General features: G+C 49.5%; 32 protein-coding genes. 30 read left to right on the forward strand and 2 right to left on the reverse strand.

Features of this window, described 5'->3' with window-relative positions; all coding sequences use genetic code 11:
- Nucleotides 1–66: 66 nt before the first annotated feature.
- Entirely contained in the window at nucleotides 67–2,169 is a 2,103-nt protein-coding gene (fusA, locus tag DU002_RS18820; protein ID WP_114340001.1) for an elongation factor G, read from the forward strand.
- A gap of 65 nt (nucleotides 2,170–2,234) precedes the next feature.
- Nucleotides 2,235–3,419, forward strand: coding sequence for an elongation factor Tu (gene tuf / locus DU002_RS18825; protein WP_114339990.1), 1,185 nt, complete (start codon nucleotides 2,235–2,237; stop codon nucleotides 3,417–3,419).
- An 81-nt stretch (nucleotides 3,420–3,500) separates the two neighbouring features.
- Here tuf and DU002_RS18830 read toward each other — a convergent pair whose 3' ends face one another.
- Nucleotides 3,501–4,607: a hypothetical protein gene (locus DU002_RS18830; protein WP_114340002.1), complete on the reverse strand. Its 1,107-nt coding sequence runs from the start codon at nucleotides 4,605–4,607 to the stop codon at nucleotides 3,501–3,503.
- A 324-nt stretch (nucleotides 4,608–4,931) separates the two neighbouring features.
- On the opposite strand from DU002_RS18830, the gene rpsJ reads away from it, so the two are divergent.
- The 28 genes from rpsJ to rplQ all read left to right on the forward strand — a co-directional run bounded on the left by rpsJ (nucleotide 4,932) and on the right by rplQ (nucleotide 18,554).
- Nucleotides 4,932–5,243 carry a 30S ribosomal protein S10 gene (gene rpsJ / locus DU002_RS18835; RefSeq protein WP_114340003.1) on the forward strand — a complete coding sequence of 104 codons (312 nt, stop codon included), beginning with the start codon at nucleotides 4,932–4,934 and terminating at the stop codon, nucleotides 5,241–5,243.
- Between the two features lie 34 nt (nucleotides 5,244–5,277).
- Nucleotides 5,278–5,916 carry a 50S ribosomal protein L3 gene (gene rplC / locus DU002_RS18840; RefSeq protein ID WP_114340004.1) on the forward strand — a complete coding sequence of 213 codons (639 nt, stop codon included), beginning with the start codon at nucleotides 5,278–5,280 and terminating at the stop codon, nucleotides 5,914–5,916.
- A gap of 18 nt (nucleotides 5,917–5,934) precedes the next feature.
- A complete protein-coding gene (gene rplD / locus DU002_RS18845; RefSeq protein ID WP_114340005.1) occupies nucleotides 5,935–6,540 on the forward strand; it encodes a 50S ribosomal protein L4 in 606 nt (201 codons plus the stop codon).
- Nucleotides 6,537–6,839: a 50S ribosomal protein L23 gene (gene rplW, locus DU002_RS18850; RefSeq protein ID WP_114340006.1), complete on the forward strand. Its 303-nt coding sequence runs from the start codon at nucleotides 6,537–6,539 to the stop codon at nucleotides 6,837–6,839. The genes rplD and rplW overlap by 4 nt, the downstream gene beginning before the upstream one ends.
- 17 nt (nucleotides 6,840–6,856) lie before the next feature.
- Complete coding sequence (gene rplB / locus DU002_RS18855) at nucleotides 6,857–7,681, forward strand: 50S ribosomal protein L2 (RefSeq protein ID WP_114340007.1); 825 nt, start codon at nucleotides 6,857–6,859, stop codon at nucleotides 7,679–7,681.
- Between the two features lie 18 nt (nucleotides 7,682–7,699).
- On the forward strand, nucleotides 7,700–7,978 hold the full coding sequence (gene rpsS / locus DU002_RS18860) for a 30S ribosomal protein S19 (RefSeq protein ID WP_114340008.1): 279 nt from the start codon (nucleotides 7,700–7,702) through the stop codon (nucleotides 7,976–7,978).
- A gap of 10 nt (nucleotides 7,979–7,988) precedes the next feature.
- Nucleotides 7,989–8,321, forward strand: a complete 333-nt coding sequence (rplV, locus tag DU002_RS18865; RefSeq protein WP_114340009.1) for a 50S ribosomal protein L22 — start codon at nucleotides 7,989–7,991, stop codon at nucleotides 8,319–8,321.
- A 15-nt stretch (nucleotides 8,322–8,336) separates the two neighbouring features.
- On the forward strand, nucleotides 8,337–9,023 hold the full coding sequence (rpsC, locus tag DU002_RS18870; RefSeq protein ID WP_114340010.1) for a 30S ribosomal protein S3: 687 nt from the start codon (nucleotides 8,337–8,339) through the stop codon (nucleotides 9,021–9,023).
- 11 nt (nucleotides 9,024–9,034) lie between these two features.
- Nucleotides 9,035–9,448: a 50S ribosomal protein L16 gene (rplP, locus tag DU002_RS18875; RefSeq protein ID WP_114340011.1), complete on the forward strand. Its 414-nt coding sequence runs from the start codon at nucleotides 9,035–9,037 to the stop codon at nucleotides 9,446–9,448.
- Entirely contained in the window at nucleotides 9,448–9,639 is a 192-nt protein-coding gene (gene rpmC, locus DU002_RS18880) for a 50S ribosomal protein L29 (RefSeq protein ID WP_114340012.1), read from the forward strand. Before rplP ends, rpmC begins: the two co-directional genes overlap by 1 nt.
- The gene (gene rpsQ / locus DU002_RS18885) at nucleotides 9,640–9,891 is read left to right on the forward strand and encodes a 30S ribosomal protein S17 (protein WP_114340013.1); all 252 of its coding nucleotides are present in this window, start codon (nucleotides 9,640–9,642) and stop codon (nucleotides 9,889–9,891) included.
- Between the two features lie 162 nt (nucleotides 9,892–10,053).
- Nucleotides 10,054–10,422 carry a 50S ribosomal protein L14 gene (rplN, locus tag DU002_RS18890; protein ID WP_114340014.1) on the forward strand — a complete coding sequence of 123 codons (369 nt, stop codon included), beginning with the start codon at nucleotides 10,054–10,056 and terminating at the stop codon, nucleotides 10,420–10,422.
- Nucleotides 10,423–10,433: 11 nt separating this feature from the next.
- On the forward strand, nucleotides 10,434–10,748 hold the full coding sequence (rplX, locus tag DU002_RS18895) for a 50S ribosomal protein L24 (RefSeq protein ID WP_114340015.1): 315 nt from the start codon (nucleotides 10,434–10,436) through the stop codon (nucleotides 10,746–10,748).
- 13 nt (nucleotides 10,749–10,761) lie between these two features.
- On the forward strand, nucleotides 10,762–11,301 hold the full coding sequence (rplE, locus tag DU002_RS18900; protein ID WP_114340016.1) for a 50S ribosomal protein L5: 540 nt from the start codon (nucleotides 10,762–10,764) through the stop codon (nucleotides 11,299–11,301).
- Nucleotides 11,302–11,312: 11 nt separating this feature from the next.
- The gene (rpsN, locus tag DU002_RS18905; RefSeq protein ID WP_114340017.1) at nucleotides 11,313–11,618 is read left to right on the forward strand and encodes a 30S ribosomal protein S14; all 306 of its coding nucleotides are present in this window, start codon (nucleotides 11,313–11,315) and stop codon (nucleotides 11,616–11,618) included.
- An 18-nt stretch (nucleotides 11,619–11,636) separates the two neighbouring features.
- On the forward strand, nucleotides 11,637–12,029 hold the full coding sequence (rpsH, locus tag DU002_RS18910; protein ID WP_114340018.1) for a 30S ribosomal protein S8: 393 nt from the start codon (nucleotides 11,637–11,639) through the stop codon (nucleotides 12,027–12,029).
- A gap of 13 nt (nucleotides 12,030–12,042) precedes the next feature.
- On the forward strand, nucleotides 12,043–12,576 hold the full coding sequence (gene rplF, locus DU002_RS18915) for a 50S ribosomal protein L6 (protein ID WP_114340019.1): 534 nt from the start codon (nucleotides 12,043–12,045) through the stop codon (nucleotides 12,574–12,576).
- Between the two features lie 9 nt (nucleotides 12,577–12,585).
- Nucleotides 12,586–12,939, forward strand: coding sequence for a 50S ribosomal protein L18 (gene rplR / locus DU002_RS18920; RefSeq protein WP_114340020.1), 354 nt, complete (start codon nucleotides 12,586–12,588; stop codon nucleotides 12,937–12,939).
- Between the two features lie 9 nt (nucleotides 12,940–12,948).
- Nucleotides 12,949–13,449 (forward strand): 30S ribosomal protein S5, encoded by a 501-nt coding sequence (gene rpsE, locus DU002_RS18925; protein WP_114340021.1) that lies wholly within the window; start codon nucleotides 12,949–12,951, stop codon nucleotides 13,447–13,449.
- A gap of 6 nt (nucleotides 13,450–13,455) precedes the next feature.
- Nucleotides 13,456–13,638: a 50S ribosomal protein L30 gene (rpmD, locus tag DU002_RS18930; RefSeq protein WP_114340022.1), complete on the forward strand. Its 183-nt coding sequence runs from the start codon at nucleotides 13,456–13,458 to the stop codon at nucleotides 13,636–13,638.
- Nucleotides 13,639–13,642: 4 nt separating this feature from the next.
- Nucleotides 13,643–14,077: a 50S ribosomal protein L15 gene (gene rplO / locus DU002_RS18935; protein ID WP_114340023.1), complete on the forward strand. Its 435-nt coding sequence runs from the start codon at nucleotides 13,643–13,645 to the stop codon at nucleotides 14,075–14,077.
- A 20-nt stretch (nucleotides 14,078–14,097) separates the two neighbouring features.
- A complete protein-coding gene (gene secY / locus DU002_RS18940; protein ID WP_114340024.1) occupies nucleotides 14,098–15,420 on the forward strand; it encodes a preprotein translocase subunit SecY in 1,323 nt (440 codons plus the stop codon).
- A gap of 20 nt (nucleotides 15,421–15,440) precedes the next feature.
- On the forward strand, nucleotides 15,441–15,554 hold the full coding sequence (gene rpmJ, locus DU002_RS18945; protein WP_114340025.1) for a 50S ribosomal protein L36: 114 nt from the start codon (nucleotides 15,441–15,443) through the stop codon (nucleotides 15,552–15,554).
- Nucleotides 15,555–15,669: 115 nt separating this feature from the next.
- The gene (gene rpsM / locus DU002_RS18950) at nucleotides 15,670–16,026 is read left to right on the forward strand and encodes a 30S ribosomal protein S13 (RefSeq protein ID WP_114340031.1); all 357 of its coding nucleotides are present in this window, start codon (nucleotides 15,670–15,672) and stop codon (nucleotides 16,024–16,026) included.
- 17 nt (nucleotides 16,027–16,043) lie between these two features.
- Nucleotides 16,044–16,433: a 30S ribosomal protein S11 gene (rpsK, locus tag DU002_RS18955; RefSeq protein ID WP_114340026.1), complete on the forward strand. Its 390-nt coding sequence runs from the start codon at nucleotides 16,044–16,046 to the stop codon at nucleotides 16,431–16,433.
- Between the two features lie 30 nt (nucleotides 16,434–16,463).
- On the forward strand, nucleotides 16,464–17,084 hold the full coding sequence (gene rpsD / locus DU002_RS18960) for a 30S ribosomal protein S4 (protein WP_114340027.1): 621 nt from the start codon (nucleotides 16,464–16,466) through the stop codon (nucleotides 17,082–17,084).
- Between the two features lie 30 nt (nucleotides 17,085–17,114).
- Nucleotides 17,115–18,104 (forward strand): DNA-directed RNA polymerase subunit alpha, encoded by a 990-nt coding sequence (locus DU002_RS18965; protein WP_114340028.1) that lies wholly within the window; start codon nucleotides 17,115–17,117, stop codon nucleotides 18,102–18,104.
- A gap of 42 nt (nucleotides 18,105–18,146) precedes the next feature.
- Nucleotides 18,147–18,554 carry a 50S ribosomal protein L17 gene (rplQ, locus tag DU002_RS18970; protein ID WP_114340029.1) on the forward strand — a complete coding sequence of 136 codons (408 nt, stop codon included), beginning with the start codon at nucleotides 18,147–18,149 and terminating at the stop codon, nucleotides 18,552–18,554.
- Between the two features lie 44 nt (nucleotides 18,555–18,598).
- Here rplQ and DU002_RS18975 read toward each other — a convergent pair whose 3' ends face one another.
- Nucleotides 18,599–19,846: an HD-GYP domain-containing protein gene (locus DU002_RS18975; protein WP_114340030.1), complete on the reverse strand. Its 1,248-nt coding sequence runs from the start codon at nucleotides 19,844–19,846 to the stop codon at nucleotides 18,599–18,601.
- Nucleotides 19,847–20,139 lie beyond the last annotated feature (293 nt).

The following is a 20,139-nucleotide window of genomic DNA, read 5'->3' on the forward strand; positions in this document are numbered from 1 at the left end:
TATGCCCTCCGGGGCATATACCTCTTGTTATTTATGCTAAGGCAACCCCTTAGTTAAGAGGAAATCATGGCTCGTACAACCCCCATTGAGCGCTACCGCAATATTGGTATTGTAGCTCACGTTGATGCCGGTAAGACGACCACCACCGAACGCGTACTTTTCTATACAGGTCTTTCACATAAGATCGGTGAGGTACATGACGGTGCCGCAACTATGGACTGGATGGAGCAAGAACAGGAGCGTGGTATTACTATCACCTCTGCGGCTACCACCACGTTCTGGCGCGGTATGGAAGCGCAGTTCCCAGAGCATCGCGTCAATATCATTGATACCCCTGGACACGTTGACTTCACGATTGAAGTTGAACGTTCTTTGCGTGTACTCGATGGTGCTGTTGTGGTTTTTTGTGGTGCATCGGGTGTTGAACCACAGTCAGAGACGGTATGGCGTCAAGCAGACAAATACGCAGTTCCGCGTATGGTGTTTGTGAATAAGATGGACCGTGCCGGCGCCGATTTCCTCCGTGTTGTAAATCAGATTAAAGATCGTTTGGGAGCAACGCCTGTACCTATTCAGCTGAATATCGGAGCTGAAGAGAACTTCAAGGGTGTTGTTGACCTAATTAAGATGAAAGCCATTAACTGGAATGAAGAAGACCAGGGTATGACTTTCACTTACGATCCTATTCCTGAAGATCTACAGGATCTGGCGGAAGAGTATCGTGAGCAGATGATCGAAGCGGCAGCTGAAGCTTCAGAAGAGATGATGGATAAGTATCTCAATGATGGCGAGCTGACTGAAGAAGAGATCAAGAGCGGGCTGCGCGCACGCACCTTAAGTAATGAAATTGTCTTAGCCACTTGTGGCTCAGCGTTCAAGAATAAGGGTGTACAGGCAGTGCTGGACGCAGTGGTTGATTTCATGCCTGCGCCGATCGATGTACCTGCAATTACAGGTATCGATGACAACGAACAGGAAGTTGCTCGTCCTGCGGATGACAACGCCCCGTTTGCTGCCTTGGCATTTAAGATCGCGACAGACCCTTTTGTGGGCACCTTGACCTTTTTTCGCTGCTATTCTGGCATCGTTAACACCGGCGATGCAGTTTACAACTCGGTTAAACAGAAACGTGAACGCTTCGGGCGTATCGTACAGATGCACTCGAAAGATCGAAAAGAGATTAAAGAAGTTCGTGCTGGTGACATCGCGGCGGCCATTGGCCTTAAGGATGTGACCACAGGCGATACCCTGTGCGATTCGGCTCACAAAGTGGTGCTTGAACGTATGGAGTTCCCTGAGCCAGTGATCTCTGTGGCTGTTGAGCCAAGAACACAGGCTGATCAGGAAAAAATGGGGATTGCGCTGGGCAAACTGGCGGCTGAAGATCCCTCTTTCCGTGTCCATACAGATGAAGAGTCTGGTCAGACTATTATTTCTGGTATGGGTGAACTTCATCTCGACATCATTATTGACCGCATGAAGCGGGAATTCAGTGTTGAGTGTAACGTTGGTAAACCACAAGTCGCTTACCGTGAAACTATCCGCAAAGCAGTGGAAGTGGAAGGCAAGTTTGTTCGCCAATCCGGTGGGAGAGGGCAGTTTGGCCATGTTTGGCTACGCCTTGAACCAATGGATATTGAAGCGGATGAAACCTATGAATTCGTTAATGAAATTGTAGGTGGTGTGGTGCCGAAGGAATTTATTCCTGCGGTGGACAAAGGCGTACAAGAGCAGATGCAGAACGGCGTTGTTGCCGGCTATCCTGTGCTTGGCGTTAAGTGTTCATTGTATGATGGTTCTTATCATGATGTTGACTCTTCTGAAATGGCATTTAAGATTGCCGGTTCAATGGCGTTTAGAAATGGCGCGATTGACGCCGGTGCAGTTCTTCTTGAGCCTATGATGAAGGTCGAGGTAACGACTCCGGAAGACTTCATGGGTGACGTGGTTGGTGATTTAAACCGACGTCGCGGCATGATTGAGGGCATGGATGACGGTGTTGCAGGCGTAAAGCTTGTACGTGCCCAGGTACCACTGTCGGAAATGTTCGGGTACGCAACTGATTTGCGTTCACAAACTCAAGGTCGTGCATCGTATTCGATGGAATTCCTCAAGTACGCTGAAGTACCTGGGAATGTTGCATCTAGCATCATCGAAGCACGCCGGTAGTAATTTACAGGTCTGGTCCCGGTCACGTTGGACCGGGCCTAATTCTTACTCGGAAGGAAAGTAAAGTGGCAAAAGAAAAGTTTGAACGTACGAAACCGCATGTAAACGTTGGCACTATCGGTCACGTTGACCACGGTAAAACGACTCTGACAGCAGCTATCACCAACGTACTGGCTAAAGTATACGGCGGTACAGCGCAAGCTTTCGATCAGATCGATAACGCACCAGAAGAGCGCGAGCGTGGTATCACCATCGCGACTTCTCACGTTGAATATGACACACCAACTCGCCACTACGCGCACGTTGACTGTCCTGGACACGCGGATTATGTGAAAAACATGATCACCGGTGCAGCCCAGATGGACGGCGCTATCTTGGTAGTTGCAGCAACAGATGGTCCTATGCCACAGACACGTGAGCACATCCTGTTGGGTCGCCAGGTAGGCGTACCTTACATGATCGTTTTCATGAACAAGTGTGACATGGTAGACGACGAAGAGCTGCTTGAGCTGGTAGAGATGGAAGTACGTGAACTTCTGTCAGACTACGACTTCCCAGGTGACGACCTGCCAGTGATCCAGGGCTCAGCTCTGAAAGCATTGGAAGGCGAGAAAGAGTGGGAAGACAAGATTGTAGAGCTGGCTGAAGCGCTGGATAGCTACATCCCAGAGCCAGAGCGTGATATCGATAAGCCATTCTTGCTGCCTATCGAAGACGTATTCTCAATCTCAGGTCGTGGTACAGTTGTTACCGGTCGTATCGAGCGCGGTATCCTGAAAACAGGTGACGACGTAGCGATTGTTGGTATCAAAGAAACCACAAACACGACATGTACTGGTGTTGAAATGTTCCGTAAGCTGCTTGACGAAGGTCGTGCAGGTGAGAACGTTGGTGCACTGTTGCGTGGTACTAAGCGTGATGACGTAGAGCGTGGTCAGGTATTGGCAGCGCCGGGTTCAATCAACCCACACACTAAGTTTGAAGCAGAAGTTTACGTTCTGTCTAAAGATGAAGGTGGTCGTCATACTCCGTTCTTCAAGGGCTATCGTCCACAGTTCTACTTTCGTACCACAGATATCACTGGTGCAGTAGAATTGCCAGAAGGCGTAGAGATGGTAATGCCAGGTGACAACGTACAGATGAGCGTAGAGCTTATCGCACCAATCGCGATGGACGAAGGCTTGCGCTTCGCTATCCGTGAAGGTGGCCGTACTGTAGGTGCGGGTGTTGTTGCTAAGATCCTCGACTAATCGAAGATCTAAGTCATATTGAAAAGGCGCCGTTAGGCGCCTTTTTTATTGCGCTCAAACTAGTTCACGCTGTAACGCTTTCTAATTTTCAGCGGCCTCTAGTTTTAGACGCGATTCTGGATCCGTTGGTGGTTGCTCTTCCTCTGTTGGCCCTCGTCTATATTTGGGCTTTCGTCGGCTCTTGCCGAACTGGATCTCAACGGAAAATACAATGGCTGGGTTCCAACTCCAATCATACTCGCGTTCATAATTGAGCTGGGGTTCAATTTCGTAAAAGTACCAGGGACGATAGAAACTGCGGCGATAGTTCGCAGCTAAACGCCAGCGTTCAGTGTTCTCTTTATCTTCATCCGTGGCGCCGGTAAAAGAGATATACGTTGAGTAAGCGGACCGCTCATCGATCTGTTTTACGCGAGAAAGGCTGATCTCCCATTCAAATCCATCAGTTTCGTCGCCATAAGTTGCCGAATTACTCCAGCGGTAGCCAACGGCTCCTCGTAGATGGTCAATATCAATGCGCGTAGTTTCACTCCAAAAATCAGAATTACGTAAGCGAAGCTGTTGGCTAAATTTTACGACGGTGTCGTAACGTAGGGCGTAGTTATAGCGATAACGCAGACGGGTAAACGGATCTATCTCACTACTACGAAGGCGCACGCCAGCATCAAAATCAAGATCACTGGTATCAAGTTGCTTGATACTCCAACGCAGCGCAGCGGCTAATCCTCTGTCGTCATCGTTTCCGCGAAGGTCCGAACTTTCATTATACTCGCGAGAGCTACTTTGGCTGCTACCATCATCGCCTTCGATGATTAGCCTTACATCTTGTTCAAAACGTGGGAGATGAAAGCTTGCGGAGATCCTCGGTCGAAACTCCACACCTTCCTCTTTATGCCATTCGACGGAGTTAATCAGGCGCACGAGTGAGCTGGCAGCTTCGTTTTGTTCGATATCACCAAAGAAACTATCAAACCATAGCGCCTGTTCGCAGACACCATCAGATAGCAGTAGGTGTGCGCGATCAAACCAACCTAACTGGTCAGTTTCGGTTTGTTGGCAGGGCTTAATTTTATCTGCTGCTTCTTCCCAACTGATCTCATCCTCGCCGCTATCATCCTGGGCAACCGGTGGTGCGCCAAAAGATAGGCTGTGGTAGAGAAGACATATTGGTAAAACAATTAGTTTCATGGCGTTATCGTTAACCTAGATAGGGTAAATGTTAGGTTATCTGCCTAAAAAAAGTGTGTTGGTAAGCCGTCTTCGGGAGCAGTGGCGCAAAAATCGACAAAAACTTGCGCGAGTCAATGTTTCGCGTATAATGCGCCTCCACTCGCTCTGACTATTTTTAGTTAAAGCGGTGTAGCGCTAGGGGGATTCAACTTGTTGAATCGGCTTAGCGCTAAGACAGCAATCCCGATTGGGGATTGAATGATATGTATAACCCACTCTCCTCCTGGTATTAGGGATGGTAGGGTGCGTGTTTTTTGTTCTTTATAATTTGGAGCTTGGTCCATGCAGAACCAACGAATCCGTATTCGACTAAAGGCGTTTGACCATCGTCTGATTGACCAGTCAACCGCAGAGATCGTAGAAACAGCAAAGCGCACTGGCGCGCAGGTACGTGGACCTATTCCTCTGCCTACACGCAAAGAGCGTTTCACTATTTTGGTCTCTCCGCATGTTAACAAAGACGCGCGTGATCAGTTAGAGATCCGCACACACAAGCGTCTGGTCGATATCGTAGAGCCGACCGACAAGACCGTAGATGCACTTATGCGTCTGGACCTGGCAGCTGGCGTAGACGTTCAAATTAGTCTCGGCTAATTGAAGCTCTCGAAACGATTAAGAGGTTGAAACAATGGCTATCGGATTAGTCGGTCGTAAAGTCGGCATGACACGCATCTTCACTGAAGATGGCTTGTCCATTCCGGTTACCGTTATCGAAGTTGAAGCCAACCGCGTTACTCAGGTTAAGAGCCTGGATAATGACGGCTACCGTGCACTTCAGGTAACCACCGGCACTAAGAAAGCAAACCGCGTCACCAAACCAGAAGCGGGCCATTTCGCTAAAGCAGGCACAGAAGCCGGCCGTGGCACTTGGGAATTCCGTCTGGCAGATGGTGAAGGCGTAGATATTGAAGTTGGTTCAGAACTGAATGTTGATCTGTTCAGCGATGTAACCAAAGTAGACGTAACTGGCACATCCAAAGGTAAGGGCTTCCAAGGCGTTGTAAAACGCTGGAACTTCCGTACTCAGGATATGACCCATGGTAACTCTTTGAGTCACCGCGCACCCGGTTCTATCGGTCAAAACCAGACCCCAGGCCGCGTGTTTAAGGGTAAGAAAATGTCTGGTCACATGGGCGACGAACGCACAACTGTGCAGTCTCTCGAAGTGGTACGTGTTGACGCTGAGCGTAAACTGTTGCTGATTAAAGGCGCAGTCCCTGGAGCTACCGGCGGCGACGTTATCGTTAAACCAGCCGTTAAAGCCTAACGTCTTAGGAGATTGGTGATGGAATTGGTATTGAAAGATGCGCAAAGCGCTCTTGAAGTAAATCCGACTATCTTCGGGCGTGAGTTCAACGAAGCGTTGGTACACCAGGTAGTGGTAGCTTACGCAGCCGGTGCGCGTCAGGGCTCTCGTGCTCAGAAGACTCGCAGCGAAGTAGCTGGCGGCGGTAAGAAACCTTGGAAACAGAAAGGCACGGGCCGCGCACGCGCGGGTACAATCCGTAGTCCTCTGTGGCGCTCTGGTGGCGTGACCTTCGCGGCAAAGCCGCAGGACCACAGCCAAAAGGTAAACAAGAAGATGTACCGCGGTGCAGTTCAGAGCATTTTGTCTGAGCTAGTTCGTCAGGAACGTCTGATTGTGGTTGAGAGTTTCGCAGTTGAAGCTCCTAAAACCAAAGAGCTTTCAGCAAAACTGAAAGAACTGGATCTGAACGACGTGCTGATCGTGACGGAAGAAGTTGATGAAAACTTGTTCTTGGCCGCTCGCAACCTGTACAAAGTTGACGTTCGTGATACCACTGGTATCGATCCGGTAAGCCTGATCGCTTTCGATAAAGTGCTAATGACTGCTGCTGCAGTTAAGCAACTCGAGGAGAAACTGGCATGATCCGCGAAGAACGTCTGCTGAAAGTTATTCTGGCGCCTCACGTTTCTGAAAAAGCGACTATCTCAGCTGAAATGGAAAACACTATTGTGTTTCGTGTTTCAACTGATGCGCAGAAAGCAGAAATCAAGGCAGCTGTTGAGAAGCTGTTCGAAGTTGAAGTCGACGGCGTTCGTACTGTGAACGTCAAGGGCAAAACCAAACGCCACGGTGCTCGTATCGGCAAGCGTAACGATTGGAAAAAAGCCTACGTTACGCTGAAAGAAGGTAGCGAGATCGACTTTGTTGGCGGCGGTGAATAAGTAAGAGGAGTACACCAATGGCTATTGTTAAGTGCAAGCCTACCTCTGCCGGTCGTCGCCACGTTGTTAAAGTGGTAAACGGTGACCTGTATAAAGGTAAGCCTTACGCTCCGCTGCTGGATAAGAAAAGTAAGTCTGGCGGTCGTAACAACGCCGGTCGTATCACTACCCGTCACATCGGTGGTGGACACAAGCAGCACTATCGTTTGATCGACTTCAAACGCACTAAAGATGGCATTCCTGCCACTGTTGAGCGTTTGGAATACGATCCGAACCGTAGCGCAAACATTGCGTTGGTTCTTTACGCAGATGGCGAACGTCGTTACATCCTGGCGCCTAAGGGCATCAAGGCTGGCGACAAAGTACAATCTGGTGAAGACGCGGCAATCAAGGCAGGTAACACTCTGCCAATGCGTAACATCCCGGTAGGTAGCACAGTACACAACGTCGAACTGAAGCCTGGTAAAGGTGGTCAGATCGCACGTTCAGCTGGTGCTTACGTGCAAATCGTTGCTCGCGATAGCGGCTACGTTACCCTGCGCTTGCGTAGTGGTGAGATGCGTAAAGTACTGTCTGACTGTCGCGCAACTATCGGTGAAGTAGGTAATGCTGAGCACATGTTGCGTCAGCTCGGTAAAGCTGGTGCCTCTCGTTGGCGCGGTGTCCGTCCTACTGTTCGTGGTGTTGCGATGAACCCAGTAGATCACCCGCATGGTGGTGGTGAAGGTCGTACCTCAGGTGGCCGTCATCCAGTATCTCCATGGGGTATGCCTACTAAGGGTGCCAAGACGCGTAAGAACAAGCGTACAGATAAGTACATTGTACGCCGTCGTACTAAGTAAATTAGAAGAGGATTCACCATGCCACGTTCTCTCAAGAAAGGTCCATTTATCGACCTGCACTTGCTGAAGAAGGTAGAGAAAGCGGTGGAAGGCGGCGACAAAAAGCCTATCAAGACTTGGTCTCGCCGTTCAACGATCTTCCCAGATATGATTGGGTTGACCATCGCTGTCCATAATGGTCGTCAACATGTCCCAGTATTCGTTACTGAAGAGATGGTTGGCCACAAGTTGGGTGAATTCGCCCCGACTCGTACTTATCGCGGCCATGCTGCTGATAAGAAGGCCAAGAAGCGTTAAGGGGTAAAAGATGGAAGTTTTAGCTAAACACCGGTTTGCCCGTACTTCGGCTCAAAAAGCGCGTCTGGTTGCTGACCAGATCCGCGGTAAGTCAGTTGCCAATGCTTTGGAACTTCTGGCCTATAGCCCGAAGAAAGCGGCAACACTGGTCAAGAAAGTACTGGAATCTGCGATTGCTAACGCAGAGCATAATGAAGGTGCTGATATTGACGAGCTGAAGGTCGCTAAGGTCTTCGTAGATGAGGGGCCGATCATGAAGCGCATTAAACCACGCGCTAAAGGTCGTGCTGACCGCATCCTTAAGCGCACCAGCCACATCACTGTGGTCGTAGCGGAACGCTAAGTAGGAGAACGGACAATGGGTCAGAAAGTACATCCGAACGGTATCCGCTTAGGTATCGTTAAGCCGTGGAACTCTACTTGGTATGCAGATACCAAGGATTACGCAGACAACCTGCATGGAGACCACCAAGTACGTGAATTCCTTACTAAGGAACTCAAAAGTGCTTCGGTTTCTCGCATCGTTATCGAGCGTCCGGCAAAAAGCATCCGCGTGACTATCCACACCGCCCGTCCAGGCGTTGTGATTGGTAAGAAAGGCGAAGATGTAGAAAAACTGCGTAAGCACGTAGCCAAATTGGCTGGCGTACCGGCGCAAATCAACATTTCAGAAGTACGTAAGCCTGAACTCGACGCAAAATTGGTTGCGGACAGCATCTCTAGCCAGTTGGAGCGTCGTGTGATGTTCCGCCGTGCGATGAAGCGTGCCGTTCAAAACGCAATGCGTTTGGGTGCGAAGGGCATCAAGGTGGAAGTAAGCGGTCGTCTCGGCGGTGCAGAAATTGCACGTACCGAATGGTACCGTGAAGGTCGTGTACCTCTTCACACTCTGCGTGCTGATATCGATTACGCAACGTCTGAAGCAGCTACTACTTATGGCATCATTGGTGTCAAAGTGTGGGTCTTCAAAGGCGAGGTTCTTGGTGGTTTCAACCCAGTTGAAGAAGCACCAGCACCTAAGCGTAAAGGTAAGGGCAGCAAGTAGGAGATCCGACCATGTTGCAACCAAAACGTACTAAATTCCGCAAGCAGATGACAGGCCGCAACCGTGGTCTGGCGCTGAACGGTAACAAGGTAAGCTTCGGCAGCTTTGGTCTCAAAGCCGTTGGTCGTGGTCGTTTGACTGCGCGCCAGATTGAAGCCGCGCGTCGTGCGATGACTCGTCACATTAAGCGTCAAGGTAAAATCTGGATCCGGGTTTTCCCAGACAAGCCGATTACCGGTAAGCCGCTTGAAGTTCGTATGGGTAAAGGTAAAGGTAACGTTGAATACTGGGTTGCCCAGATTCAGCCTGGTAAAGTCCTGTACGAAATGGATGGCATTCCAGAAAATCTGGCACGTGAAGCATTTGCACTTGCAGCTGCGAAACTGCCGATTCAAACCACCTTTGCAATTCGGACGGTAATGTAATGAACGCCAGCGAACTACGTGAAAAGAGCGTTGAAGAGCTGAACGCTGAAATGCTGAACCTCCTCCGTGAGCAGTTTAATCTGCGCATGCAGAAGAGCACCGGTCAGCTGTCTCAGACTCACCTGCTCAAAAATGTGCGTCGCGATATCGCGCGCGTAAAAACTGTGTTGAAACAGAAGGCAGGTGCGTAAATGAGCGAATCAGTAATTCGTACACTGCAGGGTACTGTGGTTGGTGACAAGATGGACAAGTCCATCACTGTTGCTATCGAGCGTAAGGTAAAGCACCCGATCTACGGGAAGTATATCAAGCGTACCACTAAGCTGCATGTACACGACGAAGACAACCAGTGTAAAACCGGTGACAAAGTTTCAATCAAAGAATGTCGTCCACTGTCTAAGACTAAGTCTTGGGTATTGGTTGATATCTTGGTTAAAGCCTAAATCGACACACTGTTGACGATAAATAAGGGCTCCAAAAAGGAGCCCTTATTTTTTTCTATTCAAGGCCGCTTACCGGTGGTATACTGCTGCGCCTTTTCGAAGGTAAGGCAGCCCAATTACGGTGAGTAATTGGCTATTTGAAGTAAATAGCGGAGCACTGAAATGATCCAGATGCAGACTATGCTAGATGTCGCTGATAACAGCGGCGCTCGTAGCGTACAGTGTATTAAGGTCCTCGGTGGTTCGCACCGCCGCTACGCGAATATCGGCGACATCATTAAAGTTACTGTTAAGGAAGCAATTCCGCGCGGTAAGGTTAAAAAAGGTGATGTCCTGAACGCGGTGGTTGTGCGCACCAGGAAGGGCGTGCGTCGTCAGGATGGTTCTCTGATCCGTTTTGACAACAACGCCGCTGTGTTGCTAAACACGCAACACGCGCCCATCGGTACTCGTATTTTTGGCCCTGTGACACGTGAACTTCGTACGGAGAAGTTTATGAAAATCGTGTCTCTGGCTCCAGAAGTACTGTAAGGAGAACTTAGATGGCAGCAAAAATCCGTAAAAATGACGAAGTGATCGTTCTGGCCGGTAAAGACAAAGGTAAGCGTGGCAAAGTCACTAGCGTACTAGCGTCTGGCAAAGTGATTGTAGAAGGCGTCAACTTGATCAAGAAGCACCAGAAGCCTAACCCGCAACTGCAGGTTCAGGGTGGTATTGTTGAGAAGGAAGCCGCAATTGACGTTTCTAACGTCGGTATCTACAACGCAGCGACTGGTAAGGCCGATCGTGTAGGTTTCAAGGTTGAAGACGGTAAGAAAGTACGTGTCTTCAAATCTTCTAACGAAGTAATAGCTTAATCTGGAGTGTACGATGGCGAAACTGCATGATTTCTATAAAGAGTCGGTAGTGCCTGAACTGATGAAAGAGTTCAGTTACAGCAGCATCATGCAAGTCCCTCGGATTGAGAAGATCACCCTTAACATGGGTGTCGGCGAGGCATTGGCTGACAAGAAACTTCTGGAAAACGCGCAGGCAGATATGCAGGCGATCGCTGGACAGAAGCCAATTGTTACCAAAGCGCGCAAGTCAGTAGCGGGTTTCAAAATCCGTGAAGGCTATCCGATTGGCTGCAAGGTAACCCTACGTGGCGAACGTATGTGGGAGTTCTTTGAACGCCTAGTATGTATTGCTATGCCCCGTATTCGTGATTTCCGTGGTGTAAGCCCGAAATCATTCGACGGACGTGGCAACTACAGCATGGGTGTTCGCGAGCAAATAATCTTCCCTGAAGTCGATTTCGACAAGGTAGACAAAGTACGCGGTATGGATATTACCATTACCACTACTTCTGGTACCGATGAGGAAGCACGTGCTCTGCTGGCTGCCTTTAACTTCCCGTTCCGCAAGTAAGGTGTAGGGTTATGGCAAAATCTTCGATGAAAGCGCGTGAAGCAAAACGCGCCAAGTTGGTTGCCCAGTACGCTGAAAAGCGTCAGGCACTGAAAGCGATTATCGCTAGCCCAGATAGCTCTGATGAAGAGCGCTGGGATGCAAGCCTTAAGCTGCAAAGTCTTCCGCGTGATTCCAGCGCATCACGTCAACGTAACCGTTGTCGTGTGACTGGTCGCCCTCACGGTTTTCTACGCAAGTTCGGCATGAGCCGTATCAAATTGCGTGAAGCTGCGATGCGTGGTGAAGTTCCAGGCCTTCGTAAGGCCAGCTGGTAAGCACAGGAGAAAGCAGATATGAGCATGCAAGATCCGATTGCAGATATGTTCACTCGTATCCGTAACGGCCAGTCTGCCAACAAGATTTCGGTGACTATGCCTTCATCTAAGCTGAAGACTGCTATCGCAGCAGTTCTTAAGCAAGAAGGTTACATCGCTGATTTCAGTGTGTCAGAGGGTCCGAAAGCGGAACTCGAGATCGCCCTACGTTATTTCGAGGGCAAACCGGTCGTAGAGACCATTCAACGTGTAAGTCGTCCAGGTCTTCGTATCTATAAGAAGAAAGACGAGTTGCCGAAGATCCTTGACGGCCTTGGTGTCGCCATTGTCTCTACTTCTCAAGGCCTGATGTCAGACCGTGCTGCTCGCAAAGCGGGTATGGGCGGCGAGATCATTGGCTACGTGGCGTAACAGGAGGTAGGAAATGTCTCGAGTAGCAAAAGCACCCGTTACCATTCCTGCCGGCGTAGAAGTTACGCTGAAGGGCCAGGATCTGACGGTTAAAGGTAGCAAAGGCACTTTGAATTGCACTTTCAATGACGCAGTTGTAGCGAAGCAGGACGACAACGTTCTGACTTTTGCACCTGTTGAAGGAGCTGCTGGTGCCAATGCGCAAGCCGGTACCGCACGTGCACTTGCCAACAACATGGTCGTTGGTGTGAGCGAAGGGTTTACCCGTAAATTACAACTGGTTGGTGTGGGTTATCGTGCCCAAGCCAAAGGTAAGGTTCTGAACCTTAGCCTTGGTTTCTCTCACCCAGTTGAATACGCTCTGCCAGAAGGCGTTACTGCCGAGTGTCCAAGTCAGACCGAAGTGGTTCTGACAGGTGCTGACAAGCAGTTAGTCGGCCAGGTGGCTGCAAATATTCGCGCATACCGTAAACCAGAGCCTTATAAAGGCAAAGGTGTTCGTTATGCTGACGAAAACGTGCGCCGTAAAGAGGCTAAGAAGAAGTAAGGTAAGACGATGGATAAGAAAGCATCTCGACTGCGTCGCGCGACTCGCGCACGCAAGAAAATCCAGGAGCTGGGTGCCGCACGTTTGGTGGTTCACCGTACTCCTCGTCATATCTACGCTCAGGTTATCGCACCTACTGGTAGTGAAGTGCTGGCAGCAGCATCCACTGCAGAGAAGGCGGTACGTGAGGAGCTGAAAGGCACCGGTAACGTAGAAGCTGCCAAGGCAATTGGTAAGCTGGTTGCTGAGCGTGCGGTAGAGAAAGGTATCGAAGTAGTTGCCTTTGACCGTAGTGGCTTCAAGTATCACGGCCGTATCGCAGCGCTAGCGGAAGCAGCGCGCGAAGCGGGCCTTAAGTTCTAGGAGTAGATCATGGCGAAAGTAGAACAACAGCAAAGTGATCTGAATGAAAAGCTGATTGCCGTTAACCGCGTATCAAAAGTGGTTAAAGGTGGTCGCATCTTCAGTTTCACAGCATTGACTGTCGTAGGCGACGGCAATGGTCGCGTCGGTTTCGGTTATGGTAAAGCACGTGAAGTGCCAGCAGCTATCCAGAAAGCTATGGAAAAAGCGCGCCGTAACATGAACACTGTTCAGCTTAATGGCAACACCCTGTACCACCCTGTTAAGGGCCGTCACACAGGTTCGCGTGTTTACATGCAGCCTGCGTCAGAAGGTACAGGTATCATCGCCGGTGGTGCGATGCGTGCCGTTCTAGAAGTGGCTGGCGTACAAAACGTTCTTGCAAAGGCATATGGTTCAACTAACCCAATCAACGTGGTTCGCGCTACGATTGACGGTTTGGTTGGTATCAAGTCGCCAGAGCAAGTTGCCGCTAAACGCGGTCTGACCGTCGAACAAATTCTGGGGTAAGACACCATGGCAAAGAAAACTGTCAAAGTGACCCAGACCCGCAGCGCTATCGGTCGTTTGCCGAAGCACAGAGAGACCCTTAAAGGTCTTGGTCTGCGTCGAATTGGTCACACTGTAGAACTGGAAGACACGCCATCAGTACGCGGCATGATCAACCAGCTGTATTACATGGTTAAGGTGGAGGGGTAATCTGATGCGTCTTAATACTCTATCACCTGCCGCTGGTGCAAAGACTCCTGCCAAGCGTGTTGGCCGTGGTATCGGTTCCGGTCTGGGTAAGACTGGTGGCCGTGGTCACAAAGGTCAAAAATCACGTTCAGGCGGCGGCGTTCGCGTAGGTTTTGAAGGCGGTCAGATGCCTTTGAAACAGCGTTTGCCTAAGTTCGGCTTTACTTCACGTAAGTCTTTAGTGACTGACGAAGTACGTCTGAATGAGATTGCCAAAGTAGAAGGCGACGTAGTGTCTCTGGAAACTTTGAAAGCAGCTGGTCTGGTGAGAAAAAACATCAAACACGTGAAAGTCGTACTGTCTGGCGAAATCAGCCGTGCAGTTAACGTACAAGGTCTGCGGGTAACCAAAGGCGCACGTGCTGCAATTGAAGCCGCTGGCGGCTCAATCGCAGAATAATTCGAAGTAGGAAAGTACTTATGGCAAAGCCAGGGTTGGATACCAAGAGTCAAGGCGGCGGACTGAGCGAATTAAAGCAACGTCTTCTGTTTGTGATTGGCGCAATTATTGTGTTCAGGGCAGGTTCTTTTGTGCCTATTCCTGGCATTGACGCCGCAGTACTGGCTGATCTGTTCGAACAGCAAAAAGGTACCATCGTGGAGATGTTTAACATGTTCTCCGGTGGCGCCTTGGAGCGTGCCTCGATCTTAGCGCTTGGTATCATGCCGTATATTTCGGCGTCGATTATCATGCAGCTGCTGACAGTTGTTAGTCCACGACTCGCTGAATTGAAAAAAGAAGGCGAATCAGGACGTAAGAAGATTAGCCAATACACCCGTTATGGGACACTTGTATTAGCAACTTTTCAAGCGTTTGGGATTGCAACCGGTTTGCCGAATTTGATGCCTGGCCTGGTGATTACACCGGGCTTTGGTTTCACTTTCACAGCGGTAGTCAGTTTAGTAACAGGCACCATGTTCCTCATGTGGTTGGGTGAACAGGTCACCGAACGTGGTATTGGTAACGGTATTTCAATCCTGATTTTTGCAGGTATTGTTGCCGGCCTACCTACCGCAATCGGCCAGACAGCAGAGCAGGCTCGCCAAGGCGAGATCCAGCCTCTGTTACTGTTGTTGATTGCTGCGGTTATCTGCGCAGTCACCTACTTTGTAGTATTTGTTGAACGTGGCCAACGCCGCATAGTGGTTAACTATGCTAAGCGCCAGCAAGGACGTAGAGTCTTTGCCGCGCAAAGCACCCACTTGCCGCTTAAGTTGAACATGGCCGGGGTTATCCCACCGATCTTTGCTTCTAGCATCATCCTATTTCCAGGCACGCTGGCTCAGTGGTTTGGACAGAATGAATCCTTAGGATTCCTGCAGGATGTATCGCTGGCATTGTCACCGGGGCAGCCACTCTATGTAATGTTGTATGCAGCAGCGATTATCTTCTTCTGTTTCTTCTATACCGCGTTGGTGTTTAACCCGCGCGAGACAGCTGAAAACCTGAAGAAGTCCGGTGCTTTCATTCCAGGTATTCGCCCGGGTGAACAGACATCACGTTACATCGATAAGGTTATGACTCGCTTAACACTGGCAGGCGCGCTGTATATCACGTTCGTTTGTTTGGTTCCTGAGTTCATGATGATTGCGTGGAGCGTACAGTTCTACTTCGGTGGTACATCATTATTGATTATCGTCGTGGTTATCATGGATTTCATGGCACAGGTTCAAACTCATTTGATGTCTCATCAATATGACTCGATCCTGAAGAAAGCCAACCTTAAAGGCTATAGCCGTTAAGTTGGCGTACGGAGTGAAAAATGAAAGTTCGCGCATCCGTTAAGACCATGTGTCGTAACTGCAAAGTGATCAAACGCAATGGCGTAGTTCGCGTAATTTGCAGTGAGCCGAAGCATAAGCAACGGCAAGGTTAGTAGTATCTGGTGATGGTGTGGCCAAATGGCCCGCCATCTTAGTTTGCAAATGGCCGAATGGTTGAGTATCCTTACGGGCTTTTCAACCAATAGCCAACGAATAGGAGATGTGTTAGTGGCCCGTATCGCTGGCATTAACATCCCTGATCATAAGCACGCAGTCATTGCCCTGACTGCTATTTATGGCATCGGTAAAACCCGCGCTCAGCAGATCCTTGTTGAGTCAGGCATTGCCGAGAGCACTAAAATAAGTGATCTGGACGAAACACAAATCGATAGACTTCGCGAAGTAGTCGGTCAGTACTCTGTTGAGGGTGATCTGCGCCGTGAAGTTTCAATGAACATTAAGCGTCTGATGGACCTCGGTTGTTACCGCGGCCTTCGTCATCGCCGAAGCTTGCCTCTACGTGGTCAGCGCACTAAGACAAATGCGCGTACCCGTAAAGGTCCACGCAAACCGATTCGTAAGTAAGCGGGGGGGAATCTATTATGGCTAAAGCTCCAGCTCGCACTCGTAAGCGTGTAAAAAAGCAGGTTGCTGACGGAATGGCGCACATCCATGCGTCTTTCAACAATACTATCGTAACCATTACTGACCGTCAGGGTAACGCTCTGTCATGGGCCACTGCTGGTGGTTCAGGTTTCCGTGGTTCACGTAAGTCCACTCCGTTTGCTGCTCAGGTAGCTGCGGAACGCGCCGGTGTTGCCGCGCAGGAATATGGTTTAAAGAACCTTGAAGTGTTCGTGAAGGGCCCAGGTCCTGGCCGTGAATCAGCGATTCGCGCATTGAACGCAGCGGGTTATCGCATCACTAATATTACTGATGTGACACCTATTCCTCATAACGGTTGCCGTCCGCCTAAAAAGCGTCGCGTGTAACGGCGTTTTAGGACCGATTGGAGAAAGAACATGGCAAGATATTTGGGTCCAAAACTCAAACTTAGCCGTCGTGAGGGCACCGACCTTTTCTTGAAAAGTGGTGTTCGCGCGATCGATAGCAAGTGCAAGATCGATAACGTACCTGGTCAACATGGTGCGCGTAAAGGTCGTCTTTCAGACTATGGCGTACAGCTGCGTGAAAAGCAGAAAGTTCGTCGTCTGTATGGCGTCTTAGAAAAGCAGTTCCGTAATTACTATGGCGAGGCAGCTCGTATCAAAGGTAATACCGGTGAAAACCTGCTTCAGTTGTTAGAAGGCCGTCTGGACAATGTTGTTTACCGTCTCGGTTTCGCCGCTACTCGCGCCGAAGCTCGTCAGTTGGTAAGCCACAAGGCTATTGAAGTTAACGGTCGTGTGGTAAACATTCCATCGTTTGCCGTTAAGCCAAACGACGTGATTAGCGTTCGTGAAAAGTCCAAGAAGCAGGCTCGAATCAAGGCTGCTCTCGAACTGTCTGAGCAGCGCGAGAAGCCCACCTGGATCGAAGTAGATGCAGCGAAACTAGAAGGTACTTATAAGCGCCTTCCAGAGCGCAGCGACCTGTCTGCTGATATCAACGAACAGTTGATTGTCGAGCTTTACTCTAAGTAAGGCCAGATCCAAGTCTTAAGAGAGGACACAATGCAGGGTTCTGTTACAGAATTTCTCAAGCCGCGGTTAGTCGACATAGACGCCATCGATGCGTGTCGCGCGAAAGTTACACTCGAGCCGCTCGAGCGTGGCTTTGGACACACTTTAGGTAATGCGCTACGTCGGATTTTGCTATCGTCAATGCCCGGCTGTGCCGTCACCGAAGTTGAAATCGATGGTGTTCAGCACGAGTACAGCAGTAAAGAAGGCGTGCAGGAAGATATTATTGAAATCCTGCTTAACCTGAAGCAGCTAGCCGTTCGTTTGGATGGTAAAGATGAGGCCGTGCTGACTCTGACTAAGGGTGGTGCGGGCCCTGTTGTTGCTGGTGATATCGTTCATGATGGCGATGTTGCTATTGCAAACCCGGAGCACGTGATCTGCACGTTAACCGGCGAAGGTGAAATTAGCATGCGCATTAAGGTCGAGCGCGGTCGTGGTTATGTACCATCGACAGCTCGTGCCAACAGCGATGAAGATGAGCGTCCAATTGGTCGCTTGCTGCTAGACGCATCGTTCAGCCCGGTTGCTCGCATCGCCTATAATGTAGATGCAGCACGTGTAGAACAGCGCACTAACCTCGATAAACTGGTAATCGATATGGAAACTAACGGCACAATTGAGCCGGAAGAAGCCATTCGTCGTGCCGCTACCATCTTAGCTGAACAGCTGGATGCGTTTGTCGAGTTGCGTGACATCAGTGAGCCGGAGCAAAAAGAAGAGAAGCCGGAGTTTGATCCGATTCTTCTGCGTCCTGTCGATGACTTGGAGCTGACAGTACGCTCTGCTAACTGTTTGAAGGCAGAAGCGATCCATTACATTGGTGACCTGGTTCAGCGTACAGAAGTTGAACTCCTCAAGACCCCGAACCTCGGTAAGAAATCACTTACTGAAATTAAAGATGTTCTGGCGTCACGCGGACTTTCGCTCGGTATGCGTTTGGAAAACTGGCCTCCAGCCAGTCTTTCAGACAGAGACTGATCAGGTTGCGTGGTCACAGATTTAGTGAGAAGGATATAGATCATGCGCCATCGTAAGAGTGGTCGTCAGCTAAATCGCAACAGCAGCCACCGTCAAGCCATGTTTCGTAACATGGCCGGTTCGCTAGTTCGTCACGGTGTTATTAAAACCACCGTTGCGAAAGCGAAAGAGTTGCGTCGCGTAGTTGAACCTCTGATCACATTGGCTAAGGCCGATAGTGTTGCAAACCGTCGTTTAGCGTTTGCTCGTACACGTGATCAAGAAGTTGTAGGCACCCTGTTCAATGAACTGGGTCCTCGCTATCAGGAACGTCCAGGTGGTTACACCCGTATCCTGAAGTGCGGCTACCGTGCCGGAGACAATGCCCCGATGGCTTACATCGAGCTTGTTGACCGTCCAGTAGTTGAAGAAGCTGACGTTGAAAATGAAGTAGAAGCTAACGCTGAATAAGCGAGTGGACACTTTAAGGAAAAGCCGGGCATTGCCCGGCTTTTTTATTTCTGTTTATTGTCGAAGTAATAGCTGATCCGTGTTCGTGGATTAAGATACTCATATACTTCAGGCTTGAGGCGTCGAGGCGGTAACGCTTTGGCAATTGAAAAATCCACTTCCTCTAAGTTTATGATCGTGGCTTCGGTTCTCGGGATCCCGGGGTCGTATAGCAGGATATTTGGATAGAGCAGCTTAGTTTGGTTTACCGATATGACTAAGCCTACCTGCTTATTACTCAATTGGACGATTGTCCCTGGCGGGAACACGCCTAAGTGTTTTACCATCAGCTCGATATCTTCAGCCGCAAATTTTTCTTTGCACGACTTAAAAATATAGGACAGCGCTGAGTAGGGGGTACGAGCCTTGTTGATGTCATGAGGATGGCACAGCGTGTCATATTCATTTACTAGTGCCACGAGGAGACTTGATGGCTTCAAGTTGTCCTTGGTCAAGCCTTTGGGATAGCCACTGCCATCAGCATACTCATGATGCTGGGCAATAATGGTGTTTGATAGCTCTGGTAAATTTTCCCCTTGGGCAAGTAGTTGGACACTGTATTGTGGGTGCAGCTTTAAAAAATTCTCTTCCGCGGTATTTAATGGTGTTTTCTTATTTAGGATTTGGCTTGGCACCTTCATCTTACCGATGTCGTGAAATAACCCCGCCATGCCGATAGCGGTCATCTCCTCTTTATCTAGTCCTTTAGACTTCGCAAGAAGCATGCTCAGCACTGACACATTCAGGGAGTGGTAATATAAATTCTCTCCCTCCTTTGTCTCGTTCATGAGGTGCAGAACCATCTCATCTTGAGCCAACAGTGTTTCTACCATGCCATCGACAAGCTCTTTAGCTTCGGTGATAGCATTCAACGGTCGAGACGTCACTTTCGACATAACAGCACGCACTTGCGCTACGGATTGCTCAAACGCCTTTTCGCAGCGCTGCATATCGCGACGATAATCCTGCAGCGCTTCGATGCGCTGTTCTTTTTCCTCTTTAAGTGCTTGCAGTGCTGTTTTGTCATCTGCAGATACCGGTACGATATCCACGTCAGCTCCTAGCGGTGCCGAATCGCTCTTATCGGGCATCACTATCACATGGCTGATGCCGAGCTGTTTTATGAGAGCTATCTGTCCTTCATCTTTGATCTTGAAGCTATTGAAGAGAAAAGGGTGATTACGCCAGCTCAGAGGCAAACGTATATAGAGACCCTTTTGCAGGCGATGTACCGAGAGTTTAATGCCTTTCATTGTTGCCGCTGCTTATATGGACTGACTTAATGCTAATACACGGTTCTTAAAGGGAAAAGGTTGAAGCGCTAAGTTTGCTATGTGAGCACGCTTTTTGTTGTTTTGCTCATTACTTGAGCGAACAGAAAAAAGATCCGCAATAAGCGTTGACGGCAGGATTAATCTCCCTATAATGCCGCCTCACTCGCTCAGGGCGAGGCAGGGGGAAGAAACGAACGGTTTAAGTTTTTATCTTTCTTCTGGTCACTTAGTAAAAAAGATGTTTTTACTGGGTTGACAGCGGGGCTCAGAAG

The organism is Corallincola holothuriorum (assembly GCF_003336225.1).
GTDB lineage: Bacteria > Pseudomonadota > Gammaproteobacteria > Enterobacterales > Neiellaceae > Corallincola > Corallincola holothuriorum.

Bases quoted from the DNA above. Each gene is read 5' to 3' on its own strand.
- fusA (WP_114340001.1), top strand. From the start codon at position 67: ATGGCTCGTACAACCCCCATTGAGCGCTACCGCAATATTGGTATTGTA.
- DU002_RS18830 (WP_114340002.1), bottom strand. From the start codon at position 4,607: ATGAAACTAATTGTTTTACCAATATGTCTTCTCTACCACAGCCTATCT.
- rpsJ (WP_114340003.1), top strand. From the start codon at position 4,932: ATGCAGAACCAACGAATCCGTATTCGACTAAAGGCGTTTGACCATCGT.
- rplC (WP_114340004.1), top strand. From the start codon at position 5,278: ATGGCTATCGGATTAGTCGGTCGTAAAGTCGGCATGACACGCATCTTC.
- rplD (WP_114340005.1), top strand. From the start codon at position 5,935: ATGGAATTGGTATTGAAAGATGCGCAAAGCGCTCTTGAAGTAAATCCG.
- rplW (WP_114340006.1), top strand. From the start codon at position 6,537: ATGATCCGCGAAGAACGTCTGCTGAAAGTTATTCTGGCGCCTCACGTT.
- rplB (WP_114340007.1), top strand. From the start codon at position 6,857: ATGGCTATTGTTAAGTGCAAGCCTACCTCTGCCGGTCGTCGCCACGTT.
- rpsS (WP_114340008.1), top strand. From the start codon at position 7,700: ATGCCACGTTCTCTCAAGAAAGGTCCATTTATCGACCTGCACTTGCTG.
- rplV (WP_114340009.1), top strand. From the start codon at position 7,989: ATGGAAGTTTTAGCTAAACACCGGTTTGCCCGTACTTCGGCTCAAAAA.
- rpsC (WP_114340010.1), top strand. From the start codon at position 8,337: ATGGGTCAGAAAGTACATCCGAACGGTATCCGCTTAGGTATCGTTAAG.
- rplP (WP_114340011.1), top strand. From the start codon at position 9,035: ATGTTGCAACCAAAACGTACTAAATTCCGCAAGCAGATGACAGGCCGC.
- rpmC (WP_114340012.1), top strand. From the start codon at position 9,448: ATGAACGCCAGCGAACTACGTGAAAAGAGCGTTGAAGAGCTGAACGCT.
- rpsQ (WP_114340013.1), top strand. From the start codon at position 9,640: ATGAGCGAATCAGTAATTCGTACACTGCAGGGTACTGTGGTTGGTGAC.
- rplN (WP_114340014.1), top strand. From the start codon at position 10,054: ATGATCCAGATGCAGACTATGCTAGATGTCGCTGATAACAGCGGCGCT.
- rplX (WP_114340015.1), top strand. From the start codon at position 10,434: ATGGCAGCAAAAATCCGTAAAAATGACGAAGTGATCGTTCTGGCCGGT.
- rplE (WP_114340016.1), top strand. From the start codon at position 10,762: ATGGCGAAACTGCATGATTTCTATAAAGAGTCGGTAGTGCCTGAACTG.
- rpsN (WP_114340017.1), top strand. From the start codon at position 11,313: ATGGCAAAATCTTCGATGAAAGCGCGTGAAGCAAAACGCGCCAAGTTG.
- rpsH (WP_114340018.1), top strand. From the start codon at position 11,637: ATGAGCATGCAAGATCCGATTGCAGATATGTTCACTCGTATCCGTAAC.
- rplF (WP_114340019.1), top strand. From the start codon at position 12,043: ATGTCTCGAGTAGCAAAAGCACCCGTTACCATTCCTGCCGGCGTAGAA.
- rplR (WP_114340020.1), top strand. From the start codon at position 12,586: ATGGATAAGAAAGCATCTCGACTGCGTCGCGCGACTCGCGCACGCAAG.
- rpsE (WP_114340021.1), top strand. From the start codon at position 12,949: ATGGCGAAAGTAGAACAACAGCAAAGTGATCTGAATGAAAAGCTGATT.
- rpmD (WP_114340022.1), top strand. From the start codon at position 13,456: ATGGCAAAGAAAACTGTCAAAGTGACCCAGACCCGCAGCGCTATCGGT.
- rplO (WP_114340023.1), top strand. From the start codon at position 13,643: ATGCGTCTTAATACTCTATCACCTGCCGCTGGTGCAAAGACTCCTGCC.
- secY (WP_114340024.1), top strand. From the start codon at position 14,098: ATGGCAAAGCCAGGGTTGGATACCAAGAGTCAAGGCGGCGGACTGAGC.
- rpmJ (WP_114340025.1), top strand. From the start codon at position 15,441: ATGAAAGTTCGCGCATCCGTTAAGACCATGTGTCGTAACTGCAAAGTG.
- rpsK (WP_114340026.1), top strand. From the start codon at position 16,044: ATGGCTAAAGCTCCAGCTCGCACTCGTAAGCGTGTAAAAAAGCAGGTT.
- rpsD (WP_114340027.1), top strand. From the start codon at position 16,464: ATGGCAAGATATTTGGGTCCAAAACTCAAACTTAGCCGTCGTGAGGGC.
- DU002_RS18965 (WP_114340028.1), top strand. From the start codon at position 17,115: ATGCAGGGTTCTGTTACAGAATTTCTCAAGCCGCGGTTAGTCGACATA.
- rplQ (WP_114340029.1), top strand. From the start codon at position 18,147: ATGCGCCATCGTAAGAGTGGTCGTCAGCTAAATCGCAACAGCAGCCAC.
- DU002_RS18975 (WP_114340030.1), bottom strand. From the start codon at position 19,846: ATGAAAGGCATTAAACTCTCGGTACATCGCCTGCAAAAGGGTCTCTAT.